Source organism: Brucella intermedia LMG 3301, assembly GCF_000182645.1.
In the GTDB taxonomy this organism is placed as follows: domain Bacteria; phylum Pseudomonadota; class Alphaproteobacteria; order Rhizobiales; family Rhizobiaceae; genus Brucella; species Brucella intermedia.
The window spans coordinates 1,506,042-1,529,117 of sequence record NZ_ACQA01000001.1; the positions used below are offsets into that span (position 1 = coordinate 1,506,042).

The following is a 23,076-nucleotide window of genomic DNA, read 5'->3' on the forward strand; positions in this document are numbered from 1 at the left end:
GTGAGCCCTATTGCCCTGAGACAGCCCTTTATAAGCGGACAAAACTGAACTGCAACTGAACGCAATGTTCATCAAGCGCGATCATCGTCCTTGTCCTTGGCTTCCGGCTTTTCCGCACTTGCCTTTTTTGTCCTGACCGCAGACGAATTCTCTCTTTCCTGCTGCATTAACCCGGAAAGTTTTTCGATTTCCGGCACGCTGAGGACGAGATCGGTCGAGGATGACGACAGATGCAGTCCTTCTTCGTGGAAACGCTCGACGATCTGGAAACGCAGCTCATTCTTGATGCCGCCGGTCGATGTAATATCGGCTACATGGGCATAGATATCAAAAACCATCAGTGAATCGTTCATGCTTTGAAAAGCGACGAAAGGCTCCGGATTCTTCAAGATTGATGGATGGCCACGAACGATTTCCAGCAGCAATGCATGAACCCGGCGCGGTTCCGCAGTATAGGAGGCCTGCACGTTGATATCGATGCGTCCAAGCTTGTTGCGATGGGTCCAGTTGCCAACGTTACCATTGATAAGCGTCGAATTGGGCACGATGATCGACTGCTTCTGGAAAGTTTCGACTTCCGTTGCACGCACGCTGATCTTCTTGACGATACCGCTGACCGTGCCGGCCTCCACCCAGTCGCCGACCTTGAAGGGACGCTCGGCGAGCAGGATGAGACCTGAAACAAAGTTCTGAACGATATTCTGCAGGCCAAAACCGATACCGAGTGAAAGACCACCAGCAATAAGGGCGAGGTTCGACATGTTGAACCCGGCTGCCGATATCCCCATCAAGGCCGCCAGACAGAGACCGACATAGCCTATGACCGTGCGGATCGAATTGCGTACGCCGGAATCGACGCGCCCGCGCGCCATGACACTGTTGTCGAGCCAGTTCTGGAACCATCGCGTCAGCAGATAACCGATCACAAACAGCAGCACGCCTGACAGCAGCCCCATCAGCGAGATTGACATATTGCCGATCTGGAAGCCGGTCATCAGCTGATAGAACGTGCTTTTCAGTTCCGCCCACTGGAAGCCCAGCTGCATCAGAACAAGCGGAATACCGATCAGCGCCACGACGAGATTGATCAGGATGCCCGCTGCGAGGCCAAGCTGATCCAGCGTCGCGTCATCGAAATGAAAGCGCTCCCGCATTGCCCTGCCGATCTGGCTGGATGCAAAAGCCTGCTCCTCGGAAATCGCACGCCCGGTCAGGAAACCCATATACATGGTCACAAGGAATGCGCCCGTCACCACGATTTGCTGCGATATGAAGCGCGCCATGCCTATATAGCCGAAGACAGCAGTCAGAATAGGCAAAAGCCCCAATATGATGAGGAACGTTCTGAACGCACGCGGCCACGACCGGACAATGCCATCCTTTTCGCGCTCAACGGGCTTCAGGAAAGCAATTGCCAGAATAAGGACACCGACCATTACGGTAGCGAGCAGGCTTTTCGCCATCGTCAGCGACAGCGGCGAGGAAAGTATCTGATTGACCGTTCCGAAGAAGGAATCGAGCCCGCTTGTCAGCGCCGTTCCCGTTATCAGCCAGCCCAGAACACGTCCCGGACGTGGCGCGACCGGAACCAGCCGCCATTGCGGCATATCAGAGCTGATGCAGGCGGATGCCAGCCTGTGGATGAAGAAAACCAGCCCGAGCACCAGAAAAAGTGACTGGAGAAGAGATGCAATGTCGGTTCTCAAGACATTGAAATAATTCAGAAAAAAGTACGTGGTCGCCAGGAATACACCGACAGCCGCCGATGGTATCACCGTAGACCAGAAGGCCACCGACAGTCGGCTCAGATAGGAGGGCGACTCCACCGTTGGATCACGCTGATACAGCGTTCCCAGAACGCGCCGCGCACCCAGCTGGATGACCAACGCGGCTACGAACGCAAAAAAGGCGGCGGCGAGAAACGAATTGAGCTTGAACGTGCTTACAAAGCGCCACCATGACTGGACGATGCGCCAGAGCGATACCATTTGAGAGCTCGCCGCCGATGCAACCTCAGTCCCAAGCGTCGTGTCGATGTTCACGCGCTGGGAAAGCGTCCTTGCAAAAAGATCCCGGCGCATATCCCCGATTTTTGCGGACATCTGGTTGACGGAAAGCGACGTATCTTCCGTCTCGCCGACAATCGCATTGATTTCCGCCTTTTCGGAGGTCAGCCGGGCACGTTCTTCGCTGACGATGGCCGGTTCAGGCGGCTGATCGCCCGACGGCGCTGGCCCCAGCTGTTCCAGCCGCGTGTTGATTTCGCTTAGACGCGGACGGAATGAAACACCGGCATCAAGAAGCTTCTTTGAAAGAGAATCCAGCTGGAGCTTGAGGTTGGCGAGCGTTTCATCGTTTGAAGCCGCCTTGGGAAGCTGATCGCTGATCCGTTTCGTCTGCTGCTTCAGATCGTCGATAACGGGCCTTTGCTGCTTGACGACACTGGAAACCGGCGTCGGCGTTTGTTGCTGATCAGTGACAGCAGGCGTTTGCTGGGCTGTATTGCTTTGGGGAGCCGCAACTGGTGCGGCTTGCGTCGCAGCCGGTGTCGGCTGCTTACTGTCCTGTGCGATGGCGGGCGCAAGGCTCCCCGGCGACAGAACGCCGATCAGAAGAGAAAATGCAAGAACACGAAACGTCGATGAATATGCCAATTCAATTCTGCCGTTAAACAAGACATGGTTTCAACATAAAGCGCCCTAAAACGGATGCAAGGCGTGGCTGTTTACAAGATTTCACCGCGCGTAGGAAGCGGACAGATACCGTATAAGACAAGCCGTGATGCCAGTATTTCCTTGTTCCCGCGAACACAAATGATTAATGAGGATTCGCAATGAGTGTGAAAAGCTGGCTCGACTCCACGGATAGACTCTAGAGAAAGTCTTGGCGATTTGATGAAGGGGATGACAAACACGGAACAGCACAAACGGCATGGCTTCATGCTGTTCGTGACCTGCGTTCTGTCTTTTACCGCTTTTCTCTTTGCCGTCGATTTTTCGTCCATTGATGAGGATGCAGCCCGCAGCCATGCCGGCGGGATCGTAGCAAGACAGGTCGAAGGCAGTCCGGCGACACCTGTTCGCCAGCAGTCCGCTCCCTCACCCCAGCCCATGCGGGCAATCCTGATCGAAGCCATAGCGGCCAAAATCAAGACAGCTTATCTCGATGGCACCGGGGCGGCCCTGCTTGTTGCTTCGGCAGGCGTGATACTGCCAGAGACGAAATCAGCCGAAGCGGCGCAGAATTTCCCGCGTCTCGCGGTCTTGCAGAGACATTTTGGCTCTGCCCGTGCGCCTCCGAAAAGCGCATAATACGCCATTCTTGATGATTGGCCCTTACCAATCCTAACGCCCGTAATAAACAAAGCCCGCACCGCCACTCAGTTAGTGGCAATTGGGGCGCACCAACCGGAACCTTAATCCATGCGTACTTCGAAATGGGTGGTTGCGCTGTATAGCCTGATCGTTGTGATCGGCGTTATCATCGCCTTGCCCAACTTTTTTACCCAGAAGCACCTCGACGCGATGCCGTCCTGGTTCCCGAAGCGTCAGGTCACGCTCGGTCTCGACCTGCGCGGCGGCTCCTATCTCGTGCTTGAAGTTGATGCCGCTGGTCTGAAAAAGGACCGTCTGCGGACCCTGCTGGACGATGCCCGCAGCAAGCTGCGCGCCGAGCGTATCCAGCCGCAGTCCATCCGCGCAGTTGGCGATGCCGTTGTCGTCACCATTCCCGACGCCGATCAGCGTTCCAAGGCGGAAACTGCACTGCGCACCTTGATCTCGCAGGTCAACACCAGCGGTTTCGGCACTGCGATCAACGACATCGATGTCGCCTCGACCGACAACCAGGTGCGTCTGACCCTGACCGAGGCGGGCTTCAACTACCGTCTCGACGCCGCTCTCCAGCAGAGCCTCGAAATCATCCGTCAGCGCGTTGACCAGGTCGGCGTTGCCGAGCCTTCCATCCAGCGTGTGGGTTCGGATCGCATCGTCGTTCAGCTTCCCGGTCTCCAGGACCCGGCACAGCTTCGCCAGCTTCTCGGAAGCACGGCGAAGATGAGCTTCCACATGGTTGCTGATGCCAATCCGAACGATCCGCCGCCTCCCGGCGTAACGATCATGCCGGATTCCAAGGACCCGAACATCAAGTTCCCGATCGAGGATCAGATCGCCCTTTCCGGCGAGCGTCTCACTGACGCGCGTGCGGGCTTCGACCAGCGCACCAATGAGCCGATCGTCTCCTTCCGTTTCGACAGCCTTGGTGCCCGCCAGTTCGCGGACATTACGACCAAGAACGTCAATCGTCCGTTCGCAATCGTGCTCGATGGCAAGGTGCTGAGCGCACCGGTCATCCGCGAACCGATCACCGGCGGTTCGGGCCAGATTTCCGGCAGCTTCACGGTCCAGGACACGGTTGTCCTTTCCGCGCTCCTTCGCGCTGGCGCCCTCCCCGCTCCGCTTACCGTTATCGAAGAACGAACCGTTGGTCCGGATCTTGGCGGTGACGCTATCAAGATGGGCCTGATCACTGGCATCGTCGGCTTTGTGCTTGTTGCGGTCTTCATCCAGCTGCTTTATGGCGTCTGGGGTACCATTGCGAACGTGGCGCTGCTGCTCCACACCTTGCTCACCTTCTCTGCATTGAGCCTTATCGGGGCAACGCTGACATTGCCCGGTATTGCCGGTATCATTCTCGGTATTGGCATCGCGGTCGACGCCAATATTCTCATCAACGAACGTATTCGTGAAGAAACGCGCCGAGGCCTCGGAGCCATGGCGGCGCTGGACAAGGGCTTCCACAGCGCTTTCTCCACCATCGTGGATGCGAACGTTACGTCCCTGATCTCAACCTTGCTGCTCTTCACGTTCGGCACGGGTCCGGTTCGCGGCTTTGCCATCACCATGATGCTCGGTATCGCGATCTCCATGTTCACGGATGTGACGCTGGTGCGCATGGTCATGGCCTGGTACGTACGCAAGCGTAAGCTGAAGGTGCTCGTCATCGAGCCATTCCTGAAATTCGTTCCCGAAAAGACGAACATCAGCTTCATGAACGCCCGTTTCGTCGGCATCGGCGTCTCGATCGTCCTGTCCATCCTTTCGATTGGTCTGTTCTTCAAGCCGGGTCTCAATTACGGCATCGATTTCAAGGGCGGTATCCAGGCGGAAATCGTCACGTCACAACCTGCCGATCTGGCACAATTGCGTGAGAAGCTTGGCGCGCTTGGCCTTGGTGAAGTAGCACTGCAGTCTGCAGGCAGTCCGAATGACGTACTGATCCGTGTGCAGCGTCAGGATGGTGGCGAAGAAGCGCAGACGGCCGCCGTCAACAAGATGCGCCAGGCCGTAACCGAGCTTGATCCCGGCGTGAAGATCGAACGGACGGAAGTCGTCGGTCCGAAGGTTTCGGGCGAATTGGCCCGTTCCGGCTTCATCGCCGTTGTCCTTTCGGCACTCGGTATGCTCATCTATCTGTGGTGGCGTTTCGAGTGGTTCTTCGCGATGGGAGCGATCATCACGCTCATTCTCGACACCACGAAGATGGTCGGCTTTTTCGCGCTGTTCCAGCTCGACTTCAACCTGACCGCCATCGCAGCGCTTCTGACCGCCATCGGCTACTCGGTAAACGACAAGGTCGTGGTTTATGACCGCATGCGTGAAAACATGCGCCTTTATAAATCAAAACCACTGCGCGAGATCGTCGACATGAGTATCAATCAGGTGCTCGTGCGCTGTATTTATACATCGGTGACGACATTCCTGTGTATGGTTCCGATGGCCATCTGGGGTGGCAGCGCGGTTCATAATTTTGCCGTGCCGATGCTGTTCGGTATCGTGATCGCAACGTCGTCGTCGATCTTCATCGCTGCTCCGATTCTGCTTCTGCTGGGCAACTGGTGGCAGCACCGGAAGGAAGCCCATCAGGCTATCGAAGACAGCGCTGCAGCGCAGAAATAAAATCATTCGCCGGGCAAGGCTCAGTCCTTGCCCGGCATCCACATGCAAAAACCGAGAAGCCAGAGGGGGAAGGCACCTGATGCCCCATGACACGCCTTTGATTGCGACAATCGTCATCGGGTTATGCCTGGCCTTCATCTTCGGTGCGATAGCCACCCGTTTGAAAATATCGCCTCTCGTTGGCTATCTCCTTGCCGGTGTTATTGCCGGTCCCCATACTCCCGGCTTCGTCGCAGATCAGGACCTCATCCTTCAGCTCGCCGAAATCGGTGTCATCCTGCTGATGTTCGGTGTGGGCTTGCATTTTTCGCTTAAGGATCTTCTTTCCGTCAAAGCCATCGCGGTGCCCGGCGCGCTTGCGCAGATTGCCGCCGCCGCCGCACTTGGCACGGGCCTCGGCCTGGCCCTCGGCTGGGATGTTCAGGCGGGTCTGGTTTTCGGCCTGGCCCTTTCAACCGCCAGTACAGTCGTCCTGCTCCGCGCCATGCAGGAGCGCCGCCTGATCGATACAGAGCGTGGGCGCATTGCCGTCGGCTGGCTGATCGTCGAAGATCTCGCCATGGTCATGGCCCTGGTATTGCTTCCGGCCATTGCCAGCGTCACCGGTCGCGCTGAAGGCACGGCAGCAAGCGATCCAATTGTTTCATGGCTTGGCCTCGGCATAGGCGGCATCATTCTTCTCACCATTGCCAAGGTCATTGTCTTCGTTGCGCTGATGCTCATAGTCGGGCGCAAGGTCATACCGTGGCTTCTCAACGTCGTGGCCCAGACCGGCTCGCGTGAACTGTTTCGTCTCGGTGTGCTCGCCATAGCACTGGGCGTTGCCTTCGGCGCTGCCCATCTGTTTGGCGTTTCCTTCGCGTTGGGCGCGTTCTTCGCCGGCATGGTGATGAGCGAATCCGAGCTCAGCCATCGGGCAGCGGAAGAATCCCTCCCCTTGCGCGACGCTTTCGCGGTGCTGTTCTTCATTTCCGTCGGCATGCTGTTCGATCCGATGAGCCTTGTTCGCGATCCGCTCCCGCTACTGGGAACACTCGCCATCATTCTCGTCGGAAAATCGGTTGCGGCGTTCTTTATCGTTCGCGCTTTCCGTCGCCCGATCAGCACGGCGCTCACCATTTCCGCAAGCCTTGCGCAAATCGGTGAGTTCTCCTTCATTCTTGCTGGGTTGGGCGTCAGCCTCAATCTACTCCCTCCGGCGGGGCGCGATCTCATTCTCGCTGGCGCAATCCTCTCGATTTTCCTCAATCCGGTCATGTTCATCGTGGCAGAGCGGATGCGGCCATGGATCGAGAAGCGGAGCAAGGGCGAAATTACAGCTGGTGACAACAGCGATGTCGAACCCAGCATTTCCGAGCCCGAGCCTTTACCGCAAACATTGCTGGTCGGACACACGATTGTCGTTGGCTATGGCCAAATCGGTGCGGGGATCGCAGAAGGATTGCAGGCGCAAACTTCGCCTTTCCTCGTGATTGAAGATTCGCCGAAAGTCAGCGCATCTTTGAAGGATAAAGCCATTGAGGCGATTACCGGCAATGCCTCCGATTCGGAAATATTGGAGGCCGCCAATCCGTCAGCTGCTCGAAATCTAGTCATCGCGATACCCAACGCCTTTGAGGCTGGTCGGGTGACAGCGCTGGCTCGAGCTGCCAACCCGGAAATCAACATCGTCGTGCGCGCCTGCTCGAAGGCAGAAGCACAATATCTGCATGATCTTGGCGCCAATTCTGTCATTCTGGGAGAAGCAGAAATTGCAGCCGCCATGGCGAAGGCAATCGGCACCGAGATCAAGAGGAAAAACGCCGACACCGTTTCGGAAGGCGCCCCTCAGACAGGCATAATGGGGATAATATCGGACGGAACAACCGATATTATGGGCAAAAAAGGGGATGATATGAAGCATGAAGGCGTGGTGACCGGTTGATGAAAGCAAAGGATTACATCTGGCCGGTCGTAGGCATTTGCGCAGTTGGAATTTCGGTCTGGCTCCTTTATCGAGAGCTTCGCAGCATCTCGCTGGATGATGTTCTGGACAGTTTTTATGCCATCCGCACCCATCATTGGATTCTTGCGGCTGGCTCCGCGCTTCTCGCCTATAGTTCGCTTGCAGGCTATGATCGTATCGCGCTCCTGCATCTCAAGCGCAAAATCTCCTGGCTGTTCATCGCGCTCTGCTCTTTCACCACCTACGCCTTGTCGCACAATATCGGGGCCTCCGTCGTCTCCGGCGCCGTGGTGCGCTATCGAGCGTACTCCTCGCAAGGCATGCCCGGCAGTGAAATCGCCGTTCTCATCGCTTTCTGCTCCTTCACGTTCATTCTTGGCGTCATCATAACTTCCAGCGTCGTTCTTCTACTCGAACCGCACATTCTGATGCGATTCAACGAGGAGCTGACACCGACGGTCTCTATCGTTATTGCTCTTTTGATGCTGGCATTCGTGCTGGTTTATGTCTTCGGCAGCTGGTTGGGCCTGCGCCCGCTGAAGATCGGCAGCTTCCGTCTGGAATATCCGCGCATGTCGGTGGTTGTGCAACAGCTCATCGTCGCTCCTCTGGAACTGATCGGCGCCGCCGGCATCATATATTTTGCCCTGCCCGAAGCCGGTAATCCCGGATTTCTCATTATTCTCGGCATTTTTCTGGTCTCGTTTTCGGCAGCCCTGATATCGCACGCTCCCGGTGGTCTCGGTGTCCTGGAGCTCGTTTTCCTCACAGGTCTGCCGGACATGGATCAGGCCGATGTCCTGGCCGCCCTGATCGTCTTCCGCCTGCTCTACCTGCTTATTCCGTTCGCAATGTCGCTCGTGGTGGTACTGGTTTTCGAAAAGTCCCAATTTCTGCTGCGCTGGAACGAAAAACAGCAGAAATAGGAGCGGACCCAGGGCAGAGTATATTTTTCACAAACTCTGCCCTTATTTGAATTTATCTTCCTTAAAATAGCGGCTGACGCCGCCTATCTTGGAACCAGTTTCGAGAAGCATCGACATTGCGAAATTGAACGCCCTCCCAAGGCTTTATCCAAGAGGAAAAAACGCATGCCTGCGACATTGATCATCCCCGGTTACAAGGGATCGGAAGCAGGCCACTGGCAGCGCCAATGGTTGCATGACGATCCGTCAGCATTGCTCGTCGAACAGGACGACTGGCACTATCCCGTTCTATCCGACTGGATGCACGCGCTCGAAGCCAAGCTGGCTGAAAATCCCGGCGCAGTTCTGGTTGCCCATAGTCTGGGCTGTGCGCTCGTCGCACATCTGGCTAGCCGCCCATCGGCCGCTCATGTGGCGGGTGCACTTCTCGTTGCACCGGCCGACGCCGAGACCATGGCCCGCAAGGATAGCCGCTTCCAGAGCTTTGCTCCGCTGCCCCGCCGTGAACTGGGTTTTCCTTCCATCGTCGTGGCAAGTCGCAACGATGAATATATGAGCTTTGCCAAGGCTGAAGCGCTTTCGCATGTGTGGGGATCGGGCTTTGTCGATCTTGGTCATGCCGGTCACATCAACGTGGCAAGCGGATTCAGCCGCTGGCCTGAGGGGATTATCCTCGCCTCCTCTCTTCACAGAGAACCTGTAAACAACACGCTTTCCCAAGCAGCGTGACCGCCAGCCGCCCATTTTTCGAATGGGCGGCTCTTCATTTCAGGCACCTTGTCTGCGCTCAAGCAGTATCTTCAAGACAAGCGTCACAAGTGCGATCAATGCCAGCGTCGAGGCTGCGGCGAAAGCACCGGCGACATTATAGTCATTGAACAGCAGCTCCACCTGCAGGGGCAGCGTATTGGTTTTGCCGCGAATTGCGCCCGAAACGACCGACGTTGCCCCAAACTCCCCCATCACACGTGCATTGCAAAGCACCGCGCCATAAAGCAACGCCCATTTGATATTGGGCAATGTGACATAGAAAAAGGTCTGCCAGGCGTTGGCCCCCAGCGTCAGGGCCGCTTCTTCTTCATCGCTCCCCTGCACTTCCATAAGCGGGATCAACTCACGTGCCACAAAAGGCGAAGTCACGAAGAGGCTGACAAGAAAAATCGCCGGGACCGTGAACATGATCTTGATGTCATAGGACTCCAGCAACGGCCCCAGCAAACCCTGCGATCCATAGAGGAAGAGATAGGTCACACCGGCCACGATAGGTGACACGGAAAACGGTATTTCGACGAAAGTAATGAGCAACCGCCGCCCCGGGAACCGAAACTTGGTTACCAGCCATGCAACACAGACGCCAAATGCCATATTGATCGGCACGACCACAATTGCCGTCAGAATGGTCAACCAGACCGCATGCAATGTATCCGGCTTCAATATCTCGCTGAAAAAGACATCGACTCCCTTGCTGAAGGCATAGGAGAAGATGACGGCGAGCGGCGCCCCGATACAGATGACCGACAACAGGGCCGCGAGCCAGATCAACAGGCTGCGCATTGGCCCTGAATTTCGCGCCTGCATGCTTGCGCTAGCGTTCTGCATAACGAAGCTGCCTTGCCTGAATGAGATTAGTCACGAGAAGCATGACAAAAGCCGTGACAAGCATCACGAATGCAAGAGCAGCCGCGGCTGGATAATCATACTCATCCAACCGGATGAAAACGAGCAGTGATGTCACTTCGGTTTCGAAGGGCAGATTGCCGGAGATGAAGACAATTGAGCCAAATTCGCCAAGGCTGCGCGCAAAGGAAAGCGACGAGCCTGCAAGGAAAGCGGGAAAGATCGTCGGCCAGATAATGTGGGAAAACGTCTGCCACGAACTGGCACCAAGGCTGCGTGCGGCCTCTTCCACATCGGCACTCATATCCTCCAGGACCGGCTGGACCGTGCGGATGACGAACGGGATGCTGGTGAAGAACATCGCGATCATGATGCCAAGCGGTGCGTAAGCGACCTTTATGCCGATCGGTTCAAGAAACCGTCCGAACCAGCCGTTCTGGGCAAACAGTGTTACCAGCGCCAGACCCGCAATGGCAGTTGGCAGCGCGAAAGGAAGGTCGACAGCGGCATCGATCAGACGTTTGCCCGGAAATTCATATCGCGTCAGTACCCAGGCCAGCAGAAGACCGAACAACCCGTTGAACACGGTCGCCACTGCAGCGGCGCTCAAGGTGATCTTGTAAGTCGCCAGCGCCCGCTCTGAAGTCACAATATTCCAGAAGTCGCTCCAGCCGAGACTCGCCGTTTTCAGGATCATTGCCAACAGCGGCAAGGCTACGATCACGGCCAGATAAAGCAAGGTGCAGCCGAGGGTCAGCCCGAACCCCGGCAACACCGAATTACGTTTCATGCTTAGAAGCGCCACTGGATTTTCCAAAATGCGAGGCGACCCCGCCCGGGATCGCCAGTTGGCTTTATTATTTGCCTTTGAAAAGCTGATCGAGCACTCCGCCTTCGGCGAAATGTTCCTTCTGCACCTTCTCCCAGCCACCGAAAGCATCCTCAACCGTTACAAGGCGCACATCAGGGTAGATATCCTTGTGCTTTGCGATGACGTCCTTGTCATGCACGCGGTTGAAGTTCTGGGCCAGGATTTCCTGCCCCTCCGGTGAATAGAGGTAGTCGAGATAAGCTTCGGCGATCTTGCGCGATCCCCGCTTGTCTACCACCTTATCCACGACCGTAACCGGGAACTCTGCCAGCAAACTGACTTCCGGTACGACAACATCGTACTTGTCCAGCCCCAGCACCTTTTCGGTCCCGCGCGTTTCCGCCTCGAAAGTCACCAGCACGTCGCCAATGCCACGCTCGGCAAATGTTGTCGTTGCCCCGCGACCGCCCGTGTCGAAGACCGGAACGTTTTTGAAAATCTTCCCAATGAAGTCATGCACCTTTGCCTGATCACCCTTGAACGCCTCGTTCGCGTAAGCGGTCGCAGCAAGATAGGTGTAGCGCGCATTGCCCGACGTTTTAGGGTTCGGGAAGATCACCTTGACATCGTCGCGCGCCAGATCATCCCAATTCTTGATGTTTTTCGGATTCCCCTCACGTACGAGGAACGCAGGGAAGGAATAATAGGGCGACGAGTTGTTGGGCAACCGCTTCTGCCAGTCCGCCGGGATCAAGTTACCCTTGTCATGGAGGACCTGCACGTCCGTCACCTGATTGAAGGTCACGACGTCAGCTTCAAGCCCTTCCAGAATGGAACGCGCCTGCTTCGACGAGCCGGCATGGGACTGGTTGACAGTCAGATCTTCACCGGTCTTGGTCTTCCAGTCGGCGATGAAGGCCTTGTTGACCTGTTCGTAGAGCTCTCGCGCGATGTCATAGGAAACGTTGAGGATTTCCTTTGGCTCCTGCGCATGAACAGGGGCAGAGCCCAAACCGAGCGCGACCGCCGCATATAGGATAATTTTTCTCATTAGACCCATCCCCACCGCGCCGTTTGCGAGAAGCGCTATAAACTGGATTGTTTTCGGAAAACAAATCTAACGAGAGAAGAGACAAAATCAATCTAAATCATTGATTTAAATATATAAACTACTTTCATATTCATTCATGGAACCTGCACCCAATCCATTTGCTGGCATGAGAAAATAATTCTCACCTGGGGCAAAACCATAAAATGCAATGCAAAAGGCAGGAGCCGTCCCTCTCCTGCCTTCAAAACTTTACGCGCTTGCGCGGATTTACCAGAAACCGCGATGCTGCCAGCACCAGAGAAAATTATGCTCGCCACGCTCGACCCGACTGCGGCGGCGGGCTGCAATTTCCTCGGCATTCAGCTTCATTTCGCGCCATGGCTGCTCAAGAAAGGTCGGAATACGCAAGAACGCATTCTTCATTTTAGTAGCGACCAATTGAACTATTCGCTTCATGCCAAAGCCTCCTCATCACCTCACGCTCAGATATTGCCGCGCTTTCGCCGCAACAATGAACGACAGGTTAATTTTGTAGGCTTCCGGGAATTTGTCAATAACCTACTTATTTTATGGGAGTTAACATCATGAAATAATTTGCGAGCCAAACCGTTTGGCCCGCAAATCTGTTCCAATCACACCTCGTAATCGACGGGCGTCGAAATGCGGACCTTGCCGATATGACGGCCATTCATCGACTCGATCTTGAACTCCAGCCCGTCAGCGGCGAAGCTCTCTCCTCCCAGGGGCAAGTGTCCCAGATGCCAGAGGACATAGCCCGCGAGCGTCGTATAGCGATCAGCCTCGTCAACCAGATCGCGCTCCAAGAGCCCGCTCAAGCGGCGAATATCGGTGAAACCATCAACGAGATAGCCGCCCTTCCCGTCCGACTGAGCGACAGCCGCTTCTTCGTCTTCATCCGGAAACTCGCCAGCGATAGCCTCAAGAACATCGGTCGGCGTCACAACGCCTTCGAATGAGCCATGCTCGTCCACCACTACCGCGATCTGAACAGGAGAGTTACGCAATTGCTCCATGACGCGGAGCACGTTTGCATTCTCATGCACGACCAGCGGCTGCTTCACGGTTTTATCCCAGTCTATGGGTTTCTTGTCACCTATATCCAGCAGAAGGTCCCTGACCAGAGCCACACCGACGAATTCATCCACCTGACGGCGCGCAACGATGACGCGCGAATGCGTCAACTTGCGAATAGCTGCGTCAAGTTCCGCCGCGTCTTCATCAAGGTCGAGCCATTCGATCTCATTGCGTGGTGACATGATGGAGCGTACAGGCCGATCAGCCAGATCCAGCACACCGCGGATCATCTCCTTTTCTTCCGGAAGAAAGACATCGCTGGCCGCCGTCTGCTGAGCAATTACGTCAACCGTATCGGAGAGCGGGTTTTCACCGCGCCCGCCGCCGAGCAGACGCAAGACCGCGCCTGCCGTGCGTTCTCGCAGATCATTGGTGGTGACCAGCTTCTCGCGATTGTGTCGCGCCATCTGGTTGGCTGCTTCGATCAGTACGGAGAAGCCGATAGCTGCGTAGAGATAGCCCTTTGGAATATGGTAGCCGAAACCTTCCACGACCAGGCTGAAACCGATCATCATCAGGAAGCCAAGACAGAGGATGACAACCGTGGGGTGCTTGTTGACAAAGTCCATCAGCGGCTTGGAAGCAAGCATCATCACCGCGATGGCGATAACGACGGCAAACATCATGACCGGCAGGTGCTGAACCATGCCCACTGCGGTAATGACGCTATCCAGCGAGAACACAGCATCCAGCACGACAATCTGAACGATCACCTGCCAGAATACGGCATGCACGACCTTGGAATTTTTGGGTCCATGTGCTCCTTCCAGACGCTCGTGAAGCTCCATCGTGCCTTTTGCAAGGAGGAAGAGACCGCCAATCAGCATGATGATATCGCGTCCGGAGAAGGATAATTCCATCAACGTGACCAAAGGCTCACGCAGGGCAACGATCCATGAAATGGAGGCGAGCAGCACAAGGCGCATCAAAAGCGCCAGACTGAGGCCGATCAACCGTGCACGATTGCGTTGATGCGGCGGCAGTTTGTCGGCGAGAATGGCGATGAAGACGAGATTGTCGATACCGAGAACAATCTCGAGTACCACCAATGTTACCAAACCTATCCAGGCATTGGGGTCGGCAATCCAGTCCATGGACCAGTCCATGATATGTCGGCTCCTTTAAAGTTCAGCAGAAACAGTGAATGGAAATAACGCTGCAAACAGGTGCTCGCCGGACCACTTTGAGCGGACCAGCCCCATGCAGGCGAGCCCCATGCAGGCGAGATTGTCGGGAGTTGTGCAACGCGCAGGAAGCCCGGAACGTCCCTCTAGGGAATCCGGACTTCGGGAAGACGAATCGTCAGAACTGTCGTCGGGCATAAAGCGCGATGAACCTTATATCGGGCAATGTGAAGCTCGGCGCCTCAGCGAATACCGGTTGTCATATGGAACATATCGTTCGTTATTATGCAGACGGAAACCAGCCGCACAAGAGATTACTATTCGGCCGGTGACACATGAACGCGACGCTTGCGTTCGCGGCGCGGACGCGCCTTGAAAAACCGGACACCAATGACGGTCACGATAATCGTGGCGATGGTGATCCCGATCACGAACCAGAACATGTGATCCCCGTCCATCCTGGCAAAAATGCCAGCGCCGCGGCCAGCCAGCCAGCCGGGAAGGAACATCACCGGAGCCCACACCAGCGCTGAGAGGATATTGGCGGTCTGGAAGCGCGTCTGGTCCATCGACATCATACCTGCCACCATCGGCACGGTGCAGCGGATGGGGCCGAAGAAGCGCCCCAGAAACACTGCCGAAAAACCATAACGGCGGAAAAGAAGGCGCGCACGCGCCACGCCGCTGCGGTGCTTGTTGAGGGGCCATTTGTGGATGATGTTACGGCCCAGCCACCAGCCAAGAAAATAGGAAATGATATCGCCGATCACCGCACCAATGATCGCGCCGATGATGACGGGAATGGGTTCGATGATTCCAGCGCCCACAAGGCCGCCGATGGCGATCATGATCGGTGTGGCCGGAATGAACATTCCTATGATGGCGAGAGATTCGCCAAAGGCGATGATGCCCACGATAGGCCCAGCCCATGCCCGATGATCGGAAATAAACTGTCCGAGATCGCCTATTATGCTTTCCATTCCGTCCTCAAATACCGCGAACCGGATTCCGAAACGACATGAACCGTTCCTTTATTCGGCAAGGGCAACTCCGGTGCATGAATCGCCTTGCTCTCATAACTTTGGGCGGTACGGGTGCCCTCCTGTCCAAGACGACTACCAACCGATCAAGTCTTTTATATGCCGTAGCTTCTCAGACAAGCATCAATAATTGATGACATGGCTGCGACATTTGCAGCGTAGCCCTACTCCCCGCTCAACCTCCCGCCGCACATATTATACTGGGCAACGCCGAATATGGAGTCGGCCAGCTCTCCATACAACGCCACAATGGAAAAAAATGAATCAAATCAAGAATTTCCCTTTTTTGATTCTCAAACACGCGCTGAAAATCCACAACCACAGTAAGCATATTTCAAAGAGACACTGGTAGCGTGCAAAATCGGGAATTTACAAATCCCGCATTTCCGGGCTTTTTACGCCATCTGTCATTTTTTTCAGAAAATTTGCAGTTGGAGGCTGGACAGGTGGAAAAGAGGCCGTTATAGAACCGCTCACTTCACCGGGGCCGCCGCCTCGGCAAAGCGAGTGGGTGATTAGCTCAGTTGGTAGAGCAGCTGACTCTTAATCAGCGGGTCGTAGGTTCGATCCCTACATCACCCACCATTTTCTCTTCAGAAAACAAACGCTTCCGCTGATAAATTGTCCTGAGCGACTGGATAAACCCAGACTCCTCCTTATGGAGCATATGCTTCGATGCTTCGGGATTCCCCACACCTAGGAAAGGTCTCGTTGGACCGCTGCTATTGCTCTCTGATACATTACCGATAATTAATTCGCCCATTCATATGCGGTTCATCTAAAATGACAGACATTACTCGCACGCCATTTAGCGGCGCCCCTGTAAAAGAGTAATGGAGTTAAATAGCCATGAAATCCAAGACCGCACTTATCGCTGTAATTGCAACGTCTTTGCTTTCCCTACCCGCATTGGCACAAGAAAAAAGCAATTCAAATACTGATAAACCGGCGACAGAGACGACCGCTGCACAAAACACTGACACGAAGGTCAGACATGGCCCCGTTGATCTCGACAAATTCTCACGCATGGACGATCTCCAGGCAGCCGACACGGATGGCGACGGCGTACTCTCTCGAGCCGAAATCGAAGCGCTGGCACAAAAGCGCATTGTGAGCCGTGCGGCTGACCGCATGGAGCGTCGTCTCGATATCAACGGCGACGGCAAGGTCACGCTTGCGGAAATTGAGAACCAGCGCAAGAAGGAATTCGCTGCACTGGATCGGAACGAGGACGGCAAGATTGATCGCAGCGAAATGCGCGCAGCGAAGATGCACCACGCCAGAGGTTCTCACCATAAGGGTCCCCATCGTATGGAGCACCATAAGGGCGGAGAGCACAAAGGCCCGATGAAGGGCCAGGCAGAAAAGCCGCAGGAATAAATCCAAACAAAAGCCCGGGCTCAATGCCCGGGCTTTTTTCGCATAGTTATCAGCCACAGGTTCAGGAGCGGATGACACCCTTCTTGAAGATGATATTTCCGTAGAGCCTCTTTTCGCCCGTCCGAATGATCGCGAAAGCGTCACGGGCGCGGTGATAGAATGCAAATCTCTCCATTGGATCGACGGAAATCTTACGCCCTTCGGCCTTTTCAATGACGGTTTCAAACTCCTTGAAAATCGCCGGCGTTTCATTCGGTGCCTGCATGACAGCCGCTGGCTTGTCGACAAAATCATCTAGAGGCAGCAGCGACAGCACGGCCTCAGCCATATCTGTCGCAGTGATTCCCGGAAAATCGAGCACGTGCACACCGGAAGACTGCGCCGGATAATTGGCATCAACAATCACCAGATCGTCGCCATGCCCCATATCTGCGAGGACTTCCAGCAGCGAGCCCGTCAGCAATGGATTGATATTCTTCAACATAAGGAGTCAGTTCCCATAAAAATTCGAACAGGTCACACTAAACAACTCGCTTTCAGAATCGCAAGGTCCAAGTGCTGGCGGAGGTGACGGCCCTATCGGGTTGTCGGGTCCAGCTTGTCACGCAGCCAATCGCCCACAAAACTGATCGACAGCGTGGTGAACATGATCACAAATGACGGCGCGAGCATGATCCACGGCGCGCGGGTAAGATACTCGCGACCATAACCGACCATATTGCCGAGGCTGGTCATTGGCGGCTGCACGCCGAGACCAAGGAATGACAGACTGCTTTCAAGCAGAATGATCTCCGGGAATGTCAGCGTCATCGACACGATCAGCGTTGAAGCGATATTCGGGAGAATATGCTTGAGATAAACGCGCGACGGCGTAGCGCCGAGCTGCGTAACCGCCGCAGCGTAGCCTTGCGCATTGGCAGAAACGGCCAGTCCACGTGCTATACGGGCATAACGCTCCCAACCGTAGAAGCCCATCAGGCAGGTCAGCAGCAGGAGCGAACTTCCGAAGAATGCAAGCACCGCGAGCGAAAGAATGAGGAATGGCAGTGCTGCCTGAAAATCAGCCAGCATGACCACAATCTGTTCGACCGCCCCCCGAAAATAGGCCGCAAGGAAACCGAGCGTTGTCCCGAACACTGCGGAAATGATCGTCGCGCCAAACGCGATGAGCAGCGAAATGCGGATGGACTCGATAAGGCGCGAAAGCACGTCGCGACCGAGCTCATCGGTTCCCAGCCAGTGCTGTGCGTTCCCGGGCAGCGCGAGGCGATTTTTCAGGTCGAAGGCTGTGATGTTGTACGGTCTTATCCAATCTGCGGTGACCGCAATCAGGATCATCGCCGCAATCCAGACAAATCCGATGATGACCATCAGTGGAATGCGCCTGCGGTTCTTTTTCAGTTGCGTGGAAACAGCGGCGGTATTGGCAATCATATCCGTCATCGGTTCAGCCTCACGCCTTGCCCTGCGCCTGACGCAGACGCGGATCGAGATAACCATAGAGAAGATCGACCACGAAATTGGAGATCACCATCGTCGCGGCCACGAGAAGCAGGATGCATTGCACGATTGCGAGATCGCGATTGGCTACCGAAACCACCAGCAATCTGCCCACCCCCGGCCAGGAAAAGAGCGACTCTACCACCACTGCGCCTGCAATCAGCGATCCGACCATAAACCCAACGATCGTGACAATCGGAATAGCCGCGTTAGGCAGTGCGTGCCGCCAGACAACATTGCGCCAAGACACGCCTTTGGCGCTCGCCGTGCGAATATAGGGCTGCCCCAGAATCTCGATCATCGCGCTGCGGGAAAAACGCGCCAGAATAGCCGCACCGCCCAGTCCCATCGTGATGATAGGGAGAATGGCGTGCATCCAGCTATCCTGCCCCCCCGAAGGCAACCATCCAAGCGATACCGAGAACACGAGCACGAGCAGCAGGCCGAGTACGAAACTCGGCAACGTGAAGCCAATGACAGCCGTTGCCATGACGGCCCGGTCAATGAAGCTGTTGCGGTGCAGCGCCGCATAAATTCCCGCGGGAATGCCAAGCCCAAGCTTGATCAGCAACGCCGGTATCGTAAGCTGAAGGGTGGCAGGGATGCGCTCCGCCACGAGCGTGATCGCAGACTGACCGTCGCGCATCGATATTCCAAGATCGCCACGCGCGATGGCTCCGAAATAACGCAAATATTGCTGCCAGAGGGGATCATCGAGACCCCAGTTCTTCCGGAATGCAGCTATGGCTTCCGGCGGAGCGTCCGGTCCCATGATGATCTGGGCTGGATCGCCAGACATGCGCAACACCACAAAGGCAAATGTCACCACCAGAAGAATGGTCACAAATGCACGGAATCCGCGAACCATCAGAAATCTAAGCATGAATATTGTCCGTCTGCGCGGTTCCGGCAAAATGGCAGGCCACTTTGCGTCCCGCTGGCATGTCGAGGAGTTCAGGTACCTCGCTGCTGCAGCGTGGAGCGGCAAAACGGCAGCGGGGATGAAAGGCACAGCCATTGGGCCGCGCCGCAGGATTAGGCGGCTCACCCTGCAGAATGATGCGATCGCTGAGCGGCGTTCCCGCGACAGGAACGCTCGACACGAGTGCCTGCGTATAGGGGTGAAGCGGCTTGGCAAAAACTTCGTCAGAGGAAGCTTCTTCGACGATACGGCCCAGATACATGACCGCGACACGATCCGATATATTGCGCACCACCTTCAGATCATGGCTGATGAAAACCATCGCAATGCCTTCGCGTTCCTGCAAATCCCGCAGAAGGTTTACGACCTGCGCCTGAATAGAAACATCCAGCGCTGATACTGGTTCATCACAGACAATAAGTTGCGGCCTGGACGCGATGGCCCGCGCGATGACGACGCGCTGACGTTGCCCGCCGGAAAGCTCATGCGGGTAGCGTGAAGCCTGATCGGGACGAAGCCCCACCGCTCGCATCAATTCGGCGACACGGGCTTTCCGCTCATCCGGGGTCCCAATGCCGTGTATTTCCAGCGGCTCGGCTATCTGACGGCCAATAGGTAACCGCCGGTCCAGAGCAGCAAGAGGGTCCTGATAAACGAGTTGCATGCGCGCGCGTAAAGCGCGCCAGCTCGCCGTCTTTTGACGCGGCAGAGCTGAGCCCTCAAAGGTGACTTCCCCTTCGCTGGGATCTTCCAGACCGAGAAGCAGGCGTCCAGTTGTGGATTTGCCTGAACCGGATTCGCCAACAATTCCGAGCGTCGTCGCCGGAGCTACCGACAGGGAAAGCCCATCTACAGCGCGAACTGCAACTGGTTGCGCGAACAGCCCTTTGCGTGACGTATAGGTTTTGACAAGGTCGCGGGCTTCGATGAGAGCGGCTGTCATTGTGCTATCGCCTTTGTACTCGCTTGCGTTGAAACACGACCGCGCATTGATGGCAGTGAAGACGACGCTGCCGGATAGGGATGAAAACAGGCGACCATGCGCCCCTCACCGGCGTCGTCCTGCGGAACACCAAGCCTTGGAAGACTTCGCGCGCAGAGGTCGCTCGCGCTCAGGCAGCGTGGCGAGAATGCACAACCATGTGGAAGCTTGCCGGGTTCGGGAACCGTGCCCTCGATGGGGATCAGACGATTGCGCCCGCCATCAAGGCTCGGAATGGAATCAAACAGGCCATGCGCATAAGGATGACGGGGCGCGGCGAAGAGCGCTTCGGTCCGGGCCTGCTCGACAATACGTCCCGCATACATGACGGAAACCCGTTCGCATATTTGCGAAACAGCGCCGAGATCGTGGCTGATAAACACCAGAGCCATTCCGGTTTCCGCGCGCAGGGCAGCCAGCAGATCGAGTATTTGAGCCTGGATCGTCGCATCGAGGGCAGTCGTCGGCTCATCAGCGATAAGGATGTCAGGGTTGCCCGCGAGCGCCATGGCGATCATCAAACGCTGGTTCTGGCCACCTGAAAATTCGTGCGGGTAATTATCAATACGTCGACGAGCATCGGGAATTCCAACAAGCTCCATCAATCGCAACGCCTCTGCCCGGGCCGCAGGTCCTCTCAGGCCGCGATGTAGCCGCACGGCTTCCTCTATCTGTCGCCCCACCCGGATAACCGGGTTCAAGGAACTCGACGGGTCCTGAAAGATCATTGCGACGCGACCGCCGCGAACATTTTCGAGCGTGCTGCGGGAGGCGGTCAGCAATTCCGTTCCTTCGAGGAGAACACTGCCGGAGATCGTCGCTTTCTTCGGAAGAAGGCCGAGCGCTGCCAGCCAGGTCACAGACTTGCCGCAGCCGGATTCCCCGACAAGCCCCACAGCTTCGCCACGCCCAATCGAGAGGTCGATACCATGCAGAACCGGCACACCGTCAAAGGCTACGTGGAGATTGGAAATTTCGACCAGCGGCATCATGCAATCCTTCTGGTTCATTCACATTGGCGGGGCGGGAAGCCCCGAAGGACAAGCGAGCCCGGTCAGACCGGGCTCGCTACTACAAATGGTTCAAGCCCAGTTGTTCTTGCGGAAGTCCATCGCGAAAGCGGGTGCCCGCCTTCCACTTCAATGACTTCGGCTTGGCCGTGAACGTCGCGTTCTGATGGAGGACCGTGTAGGCTGGGTCTTCACGTTCGCAGATTTCCAGCATCCGCTTGAACGCTTCCTTGCGCTTCGCGTGATCCGTGCTTGTTTCCAGAATGACGGAAAGCTTGTTTGCTTCCTCATTCGTCCATTCGCCGACCTGCTGCTGCTGGCCGTTCGGGCCGTGCTGGCTGACGATGGAAGAAACAGGATCGTTGAACGGCGCAGAATTGGACCAATCACGCACTGCGCGTCCCGGGCTCTTTTCCAGGATTTGCTGCCAGTTTTCCTTCATCTGGATTTCGACGTTCAGGCCCACCTGATTCCACATCTCCACAAGGATCTGCGCGGTCGGGGTCTGGTTAGTGTAGTAATTGTTTAGCAGGCGGTAAGGGATTGCATCACCCTTGTAACCGGCCTCTTTCAGAAGCTGCTTGGCGAGATCGGGGTTATATTCCGGAACATTCCAGCCCTGGACGAACATATCGCCATAATAATCCCACTGAAGCCCTGCCGGAACGACCGTGCGGCCAGCCCACAGCGAATCCACGATCGCCTGACGATCGATGGCGTGGGTAAATGCGCGACGCACCAGCGGATTTTCAAGCTGCGGATGGAACTTGTCGAAAACGGTCAGACGATGGTTAAGGATCGTACCGCCTTGGACCTCGAAAGCGTCGTTCTTTTCGATGCCCTCGATCTGGTCCGGCGGAATGTCGCAGGCGAACTGATACTCACCAGAGAGCAGACCATTGATGCGGGAGGCTACTTCCGGCACTTCGATGAAACGGATTTGCTTCAGCGGCGGGCGTCCGCCCCAATATTCGTCATGAGCTTCGAGCACCAGCATGTTGTCTGGCTTAAACTCGACAACCTTGTAGGGGCCGGTGGTGATCGGCTTGCGCGCCCAATCGAGATAGCTTGGGGATTCCTCCCAACCGCGGCGGCTCATGATCTGGCTGCCGTAACGCGAGATGCGGCCTTCCATGGTGACGTCCGGCGTACCGTTCTTGAAACGCACCGTATATTTGTCGACCACTTCCACACCCAGCAGGGCTGGCCAGGAACGGCGGGCAGTCGCGGGTACTTCCAGCGGCAGTTCCTTGCTTTCGCGACCGAGCGGATTTTTCTCCGTAACATAAATCGTCTTGCCTTCGGCTGGCTGCGTGTCACCGAACATGCGTTCCTTGCCGAAGGTAAAGGCAACGTCTTCGGCGGTCATCTCGTCGTCATTGTGGAACTTCACGCCCTGACGGAGTTTCAATTCGACGGTCTTGTCGTCAATGCGGGTCCATTCGGTCGCAAGGCCCGGCACGGCAGAAAGCCCGCCCAACCAGTCACGGTCGATCAGCGCTTCCCAGATACTGGAGAAGAAGACGCGTTCGCCGACATTCGACTGTTCGCGAAGGACGTCGAGCGTATTGCTGTTCGCCACCTTTTGCACGGCAATGGTGATCGATGGGCGATTGTCAGCCTGTGCGATGGCAAAGCGCGGCAGGATGAGCGAACCCGCGGCACCGGCTGAAAGTCCAAGCATCCCGCGTCGGGTCAGATTGATCATTGGTTGCT

General features: G+C 56.0%; 18 protein-coding genes, 1 tRNA gene and 1 pseudogene. 7 read left to right on the forward strand and 13 right to left on the reverse strand.

The genetic code is table 11. The features are described 5' to 3' along the window. Positions 1-71 precede the first annotated feature (71 nt). Positions 72-2,654 carry a mechanosensitive ion channel family protein gene (locus OINT_RS07220; protein ID WP_006473322.1) on the reverse strand — a complete coding sequence of 861 codons (2,583 nt, stop codon included), beginning with the start codon at positions 2,652-2,654 and terminating at the stop codon, positions 72-74. Between the two features lie 240 nt (positions 2,655-2,894). Here OINT_RS07220 and OINT_RS07225 point away from each other — a divergent pair, with 240 nt between their 5' ends. The 5 genes from OINT_RS07225 (at position 2,895) to OINT_RS07245 (ending at position 9,557) form a co-directional block, all read left to right on the forward strand. Further along, entirely contained in the window at positions 2,895-3,311 is a 417-nt protein-coding gene (locus OINT_RS07225) for a hypothetical protein (RefSeq protein ID WP_006473321.1), read from the forward strand. Between the two features lie 111 nt (positions 3,312-3,422). Next, entirely contained in the window at positions 3,423-5,957 is a 2,535-nt protein-coding gene (secD, locus tag OINT_RS07230) for a protein translocase subunit SecD (protein WP_006467126.1), read from the forward strand. 79 nt (positions 5,958-6,036) lie between these two features. Beyond that, positions 6,037-7,881 carry a YbaL family putative K(+) efflux transporter gene (gene ybaL / locus OINT_RS07235; RefSeq protein WP_006467127.1) on the forward strand — a complete coding sequence of 615 codons (1,845 nt, stop codon included), beginning with the start codon at positions 6,037-6,039 and terminating at the stop codon, positions 7,879-7,881. After that, complete coding sequence (locus tag OINT_RS07240; protein ID WP_006471720.1) at positions 7,881-8,828, forward strand: lysylphosphatidylglycerol synthase domain-containing protein; 948 nt, start codon at positions 7,881-7,883, stop codon at positions 8,826-8,828. Before ybaL ends, OINT_RS07240 begins: the two co-directional genes overlap by 1 nt. 165 nt (positions 8,829-8,993) lie before the next feature. Further along, on the forward strand, positions 8,994-9,557 hold the full coding sequence (locus OINT_RS07245; protein WP_006467129.1) for an alpha/beta hydrolase: 564 nt from the start codon (positions 8,994-8,996) through the stop codon (positions 9,555-9,557). Positions 9,558-9,596: 39 nt separating this feature from the next. Here OINT_RS07245 and cysW read toward each other — a convergent pair whose 3' ends face one another. The 6 genes from cysW to OINT_RS07275 all read right to left on the reverse strand — a co-directional run bounded on the left by cysW (position 9,597) and on the right by OINT_RS07275 (position 15,506). After that, complete coding sequence (gene cysW, locus OINT_RS07250) at positions 9,597-10,427, reverse strand: sulfate ABC transporter permease subunit CysW (protein ID WP_006467130.1); 831 nt, start codon at positions 10,425-10,427, stop codon at positions 9,597-9,599. Further along, the gene (gene cysT, locus OINT_RS07255) at positions 10,414-11,235 is read right to left on the reverse strand and encodes a sulfate ABC transporter permease subunit CysT (RefSeq protein WP_006471719.1); all 822 of its coding nucleotides are present in this window, start codon (positions 11,233-11,235) and stop codon (positions 10,414-10,416) included. Before cysT ends, cysW begins: the two co-directional genes overlap by 14 nt. 67 nt (positions 11,236-11,302) lie before the next feature. Next, the gene (locus tag OINT_RS07260) at positions 11,303-12,307 is read right to left on the reverse strand and encodes a sulfate ABC transporter substrate-binding protein (protein WP_006471718.1); all 1,005 of its coding nucleotides are present in this window, start codon (positions 12,305-12,307) and stop codon (positions 11,303-11,305) included. Positions 12,308-12,574: 267 nt separating this feature from the next. Continuing rightward, entirely contained in the window at positions 12,575-12,763 is a 189-nt protein-coding gene (locus OINT_RS23515; protein WP_022568359.1) for a hypothetical protein, read from the reverse strand. A gap of 176 nt (positions 12,764-12,939) precedes the next feature. Then, positions 12,940-14,508 carry a TerC family protein gene (locus OINT_RS07270; RefSeq protein ID WP_006467134.1) on the reverse strand — a complete coding sequence of 523 codons (1,569 nt, stop codon included), beginning with the start codon at positions 14,506-14,508 and terminating at the stop codon, positions 12,940-12,942. 335 nt (positions 14,509-14,843) lie between these two features. Continuing rightward, positions 14,844-15,506, reverse strand: coding sequence for a DedA family protein (locus OINT_RS07275; protein WP_006467136.1), 663 nt, complete (start codon positions 15,504-15,506; stop codon positions 14,844-14,846). A gap of 569 nt (positions 15,507-16,075) precedes the next feature. Here OINT_RS07275 and OINT_RS07280 point away from each other — a divergent pair. Both OINT_RS07280 and OINT_RS07285 read left to right on the forward strand, forming a co-directional pair. After that, positions 16,076-16,151: transfer RNA gene (locus tag OINT_RS07280), tRNA-Lys, on the forward strand. 264 nt (positions 16,152-16,415) lie between these two features. Next, the gene (locus OINT_RS07285) at positions 16,416-16,946 is read left to right on the forward strand and encodes an EF-hand domain-containing protein (RefSeq protein WP_006467137.1); all 531 of its coding nucleotides are present in this window, start codon (positions 16,416-16,418) and stop codon (positions 16,944-16,946) included. Between the two features lie 61 nt (positions 16,947-17,007). Here OINT_RS07285 and OINT_RS07290 read toward each other — a convergent pair whose 3' ends face one another. The 6 genes and pseudogenes from OINT_RS07290 to OINT_RS07315 all read right to left on the reverse strand — a co-directional run bounded on the left by OINT_RS07290 (position 17,008) and on the right by OINT_RS07315 (position 23,068). Then, positions 17,008-17,430: an RbsD/FucU family protein gene (locus OINT_RS07290; protein ID WP_006467138.1), complete on the reverse strand. Its 423-nt coding sequence runs from the start codon at positions 17,428-17,430 to the stop codon at positions 17,008-17,010. 92 nt (positions 17,431-17,522) lie between these two features. Beyond that, positions 17,523-18,389 (reverse strand): ABC transporter permease, encoded by an 867-nt coding sequence (locus OINT_RS07295; RefSeq protein WP_006467139.1) that lies wholly within the window; start codon positions 18,387-18,389, stop codon positions 17,523-17,525. A gap of 10 nt (positions 18,390-18,399) precedes the next feature. Next, positions 18,400-19,329: an ABC transporter permease gene (locus tag OINT_RS07300; RefSeq protein ID WP_006471716.1), complete on the reverse strand. Its 930-nt coding sequence runs from the start codon at positions 19,327-19,329 to the stop codon at positions 18,400-18,402. Beyond that, positions 19,322-20,311: an ABC transporter ATP-binding protein gene (locus OINT_RS07305; RefSeq protein ID WP_006467141.1), complete on the reverse strand. Its 990-nt coding sequence runs from the start codon at positions 20,309-20,311 to the stop codon at positions 19,322-19,324. The genes OINT_RS07300 and OINT_RS07305 overlap by 8 nt, the downstream gene beginning before the upstream one ends. Continuing rightward, on the reverse strand, positions 20,308-21,342 hold the full coding sequence (locus OINT_RS07310; RefSeq protein WP_006471715.1) for an ABC transporter ATP-binding protein: 1,035 nt from the start codon (positions 21,340-21,342) through the stop codon (positions 20,308-20,310). The genes OINT_RS07305 and OINT_RS07310 overlap by 4 nt, the downstream gene beginning before the upstream one ends. A 90-nt stretch (positions 21,343-21,432) precedes the next feature. Beyond that, positions 21,433-23,068 (reverse strand): annotated as a pseudogene (locus OINT_RS07315) (ABC transporter substrate-binding protein). Positions 23,069-23,076: the final 8 nt, after the last annotated feature.

What these genes read in the sequence shown, in the direction of transcription:
- OINT_RS07225 (WP_006473321.1), top strand. Translation starts at nt 2,895, where the DNA reads ATGAAGGGGATGACAAACACGGAACAGCACAAACGGCATGGCTTCATG.
- secD (WP_006467126.1), top strand. Translation starts at nt 3,423, where the DNA reads ATGCGTACTTCGAAATGGGTGGTTGCGCTGTATAGCCTGATCGTTGTG.
- ybaL (WP_006467127.1), top strand. Translation starts at nt 6,037, where the DNA reads ATGCCCCATGACACGCCTTTGATTGCGACAATCGTCATCGGGTTATGC.
- OINT_RS07240 (WP_006471720.1), top strand. Translation starts at nt 7,881, where the DNA reads ATGAAAGCAAAGGATTACATCTGGCCGGTCGTAGGCATTTGCGCAGTT.
- OINT_RS07245 (WP_006467129.1), top strand. Translation starts at nt 8,994, where the DNA reads ATGCCTGCGACATTGATCATCCCCGGTTACAAGGGATCGGAAGCAGGC.
- cysW (WP_006467130.1), bottom strand. Translation starts at nt 10,427, where the DNA reads ATGCAGAACGCTAGCGCAAGCATGCAGGCGCGAAATTCAGGGCCAATG.
- cysT (WP_006471719.1), bottom strand. Translation starts at nt 11,235, where the DNA reads ATGAAACGTAATTCGGTGTTGCCGGGGTTCGGGCTGACCCTCGGCTGC.
- OINT_RS07260 (WP_006471718.1), bottom strand. Translation starts at nt 12,307, where the DNA reads ATGAGAAAAATTATCCTATATGCGGCGGTCGCGCTCGGTTTGGGCTCT.
- OINT_RS23515 (WP_022568359.1), bottom strand. Translation starts at nt 12,763, where the DNA reads ATGAAGCGAATAGTTCAATTGGTCGCTACTAAAATGAAGAATGCGTTC.
- OINT_RS07270 (WP_006467134.1), bottom strand. Translation starts at nt 14,508, where the DNA reads ATGGACTGGTCCATGGACTGGATTGCCGACCCCAATGCCTGGATAGGT.
- OINT_RS07275 (WP_006467136.1), bottom strand. Translation starts at nt 15,506, where the DNA reads ATGGAAAGCATAATAGGCGATCTCGGACAGTTTATTTCCGATCATCGG.
- OINT_RS07285 (WP_006467137.1), top strand. Translation starts at nt 16,416, where the DNA reads ATGAAATCCAAGACCGCACTTATCGCTGTAATTGCAACGTCTTTGCTT.
- OINT_RS07290 (WP_006467138.1), bottom strand. Translation starts at nt 17,430, where the DNA reads ATGTTGAAGAATATCAATCCATTGCTGACGGGCTCGCTGCTGGAAGTC.
- OINT_RS07295 (WP_006467139.1), bottom strand. Translation starts at nt 18,389, where the DNA reads ATGACGGATATGATTGCCAATACCGCCGCTGTTTCCACGCAACTGAAA.
- OINT_RS07300 (WP_006471716.1), bottom strand. Translation starts at nt 19,329, where the DNA reads ATGCTTAGATTTCTGATGGTTCGCGGATTCCGTGCATTTGTGACCATT.
- OINT_RS07305 (WP_006467141.1), bottom strand. Translation starts at nt 20,311, where the DNA reads ATGACAGCCGCTCTCATCGAAGCCCGCGACCTTGTCAAAACCTATACG.
- OINT_RS07310 (WP_006471715.1), bottom strand. Translation starts at nt 21,342, where the DNA reads ATGATGCCGCTGGTCGAAATTTCCAATCTCCACGTAGCCTTTGACGGT.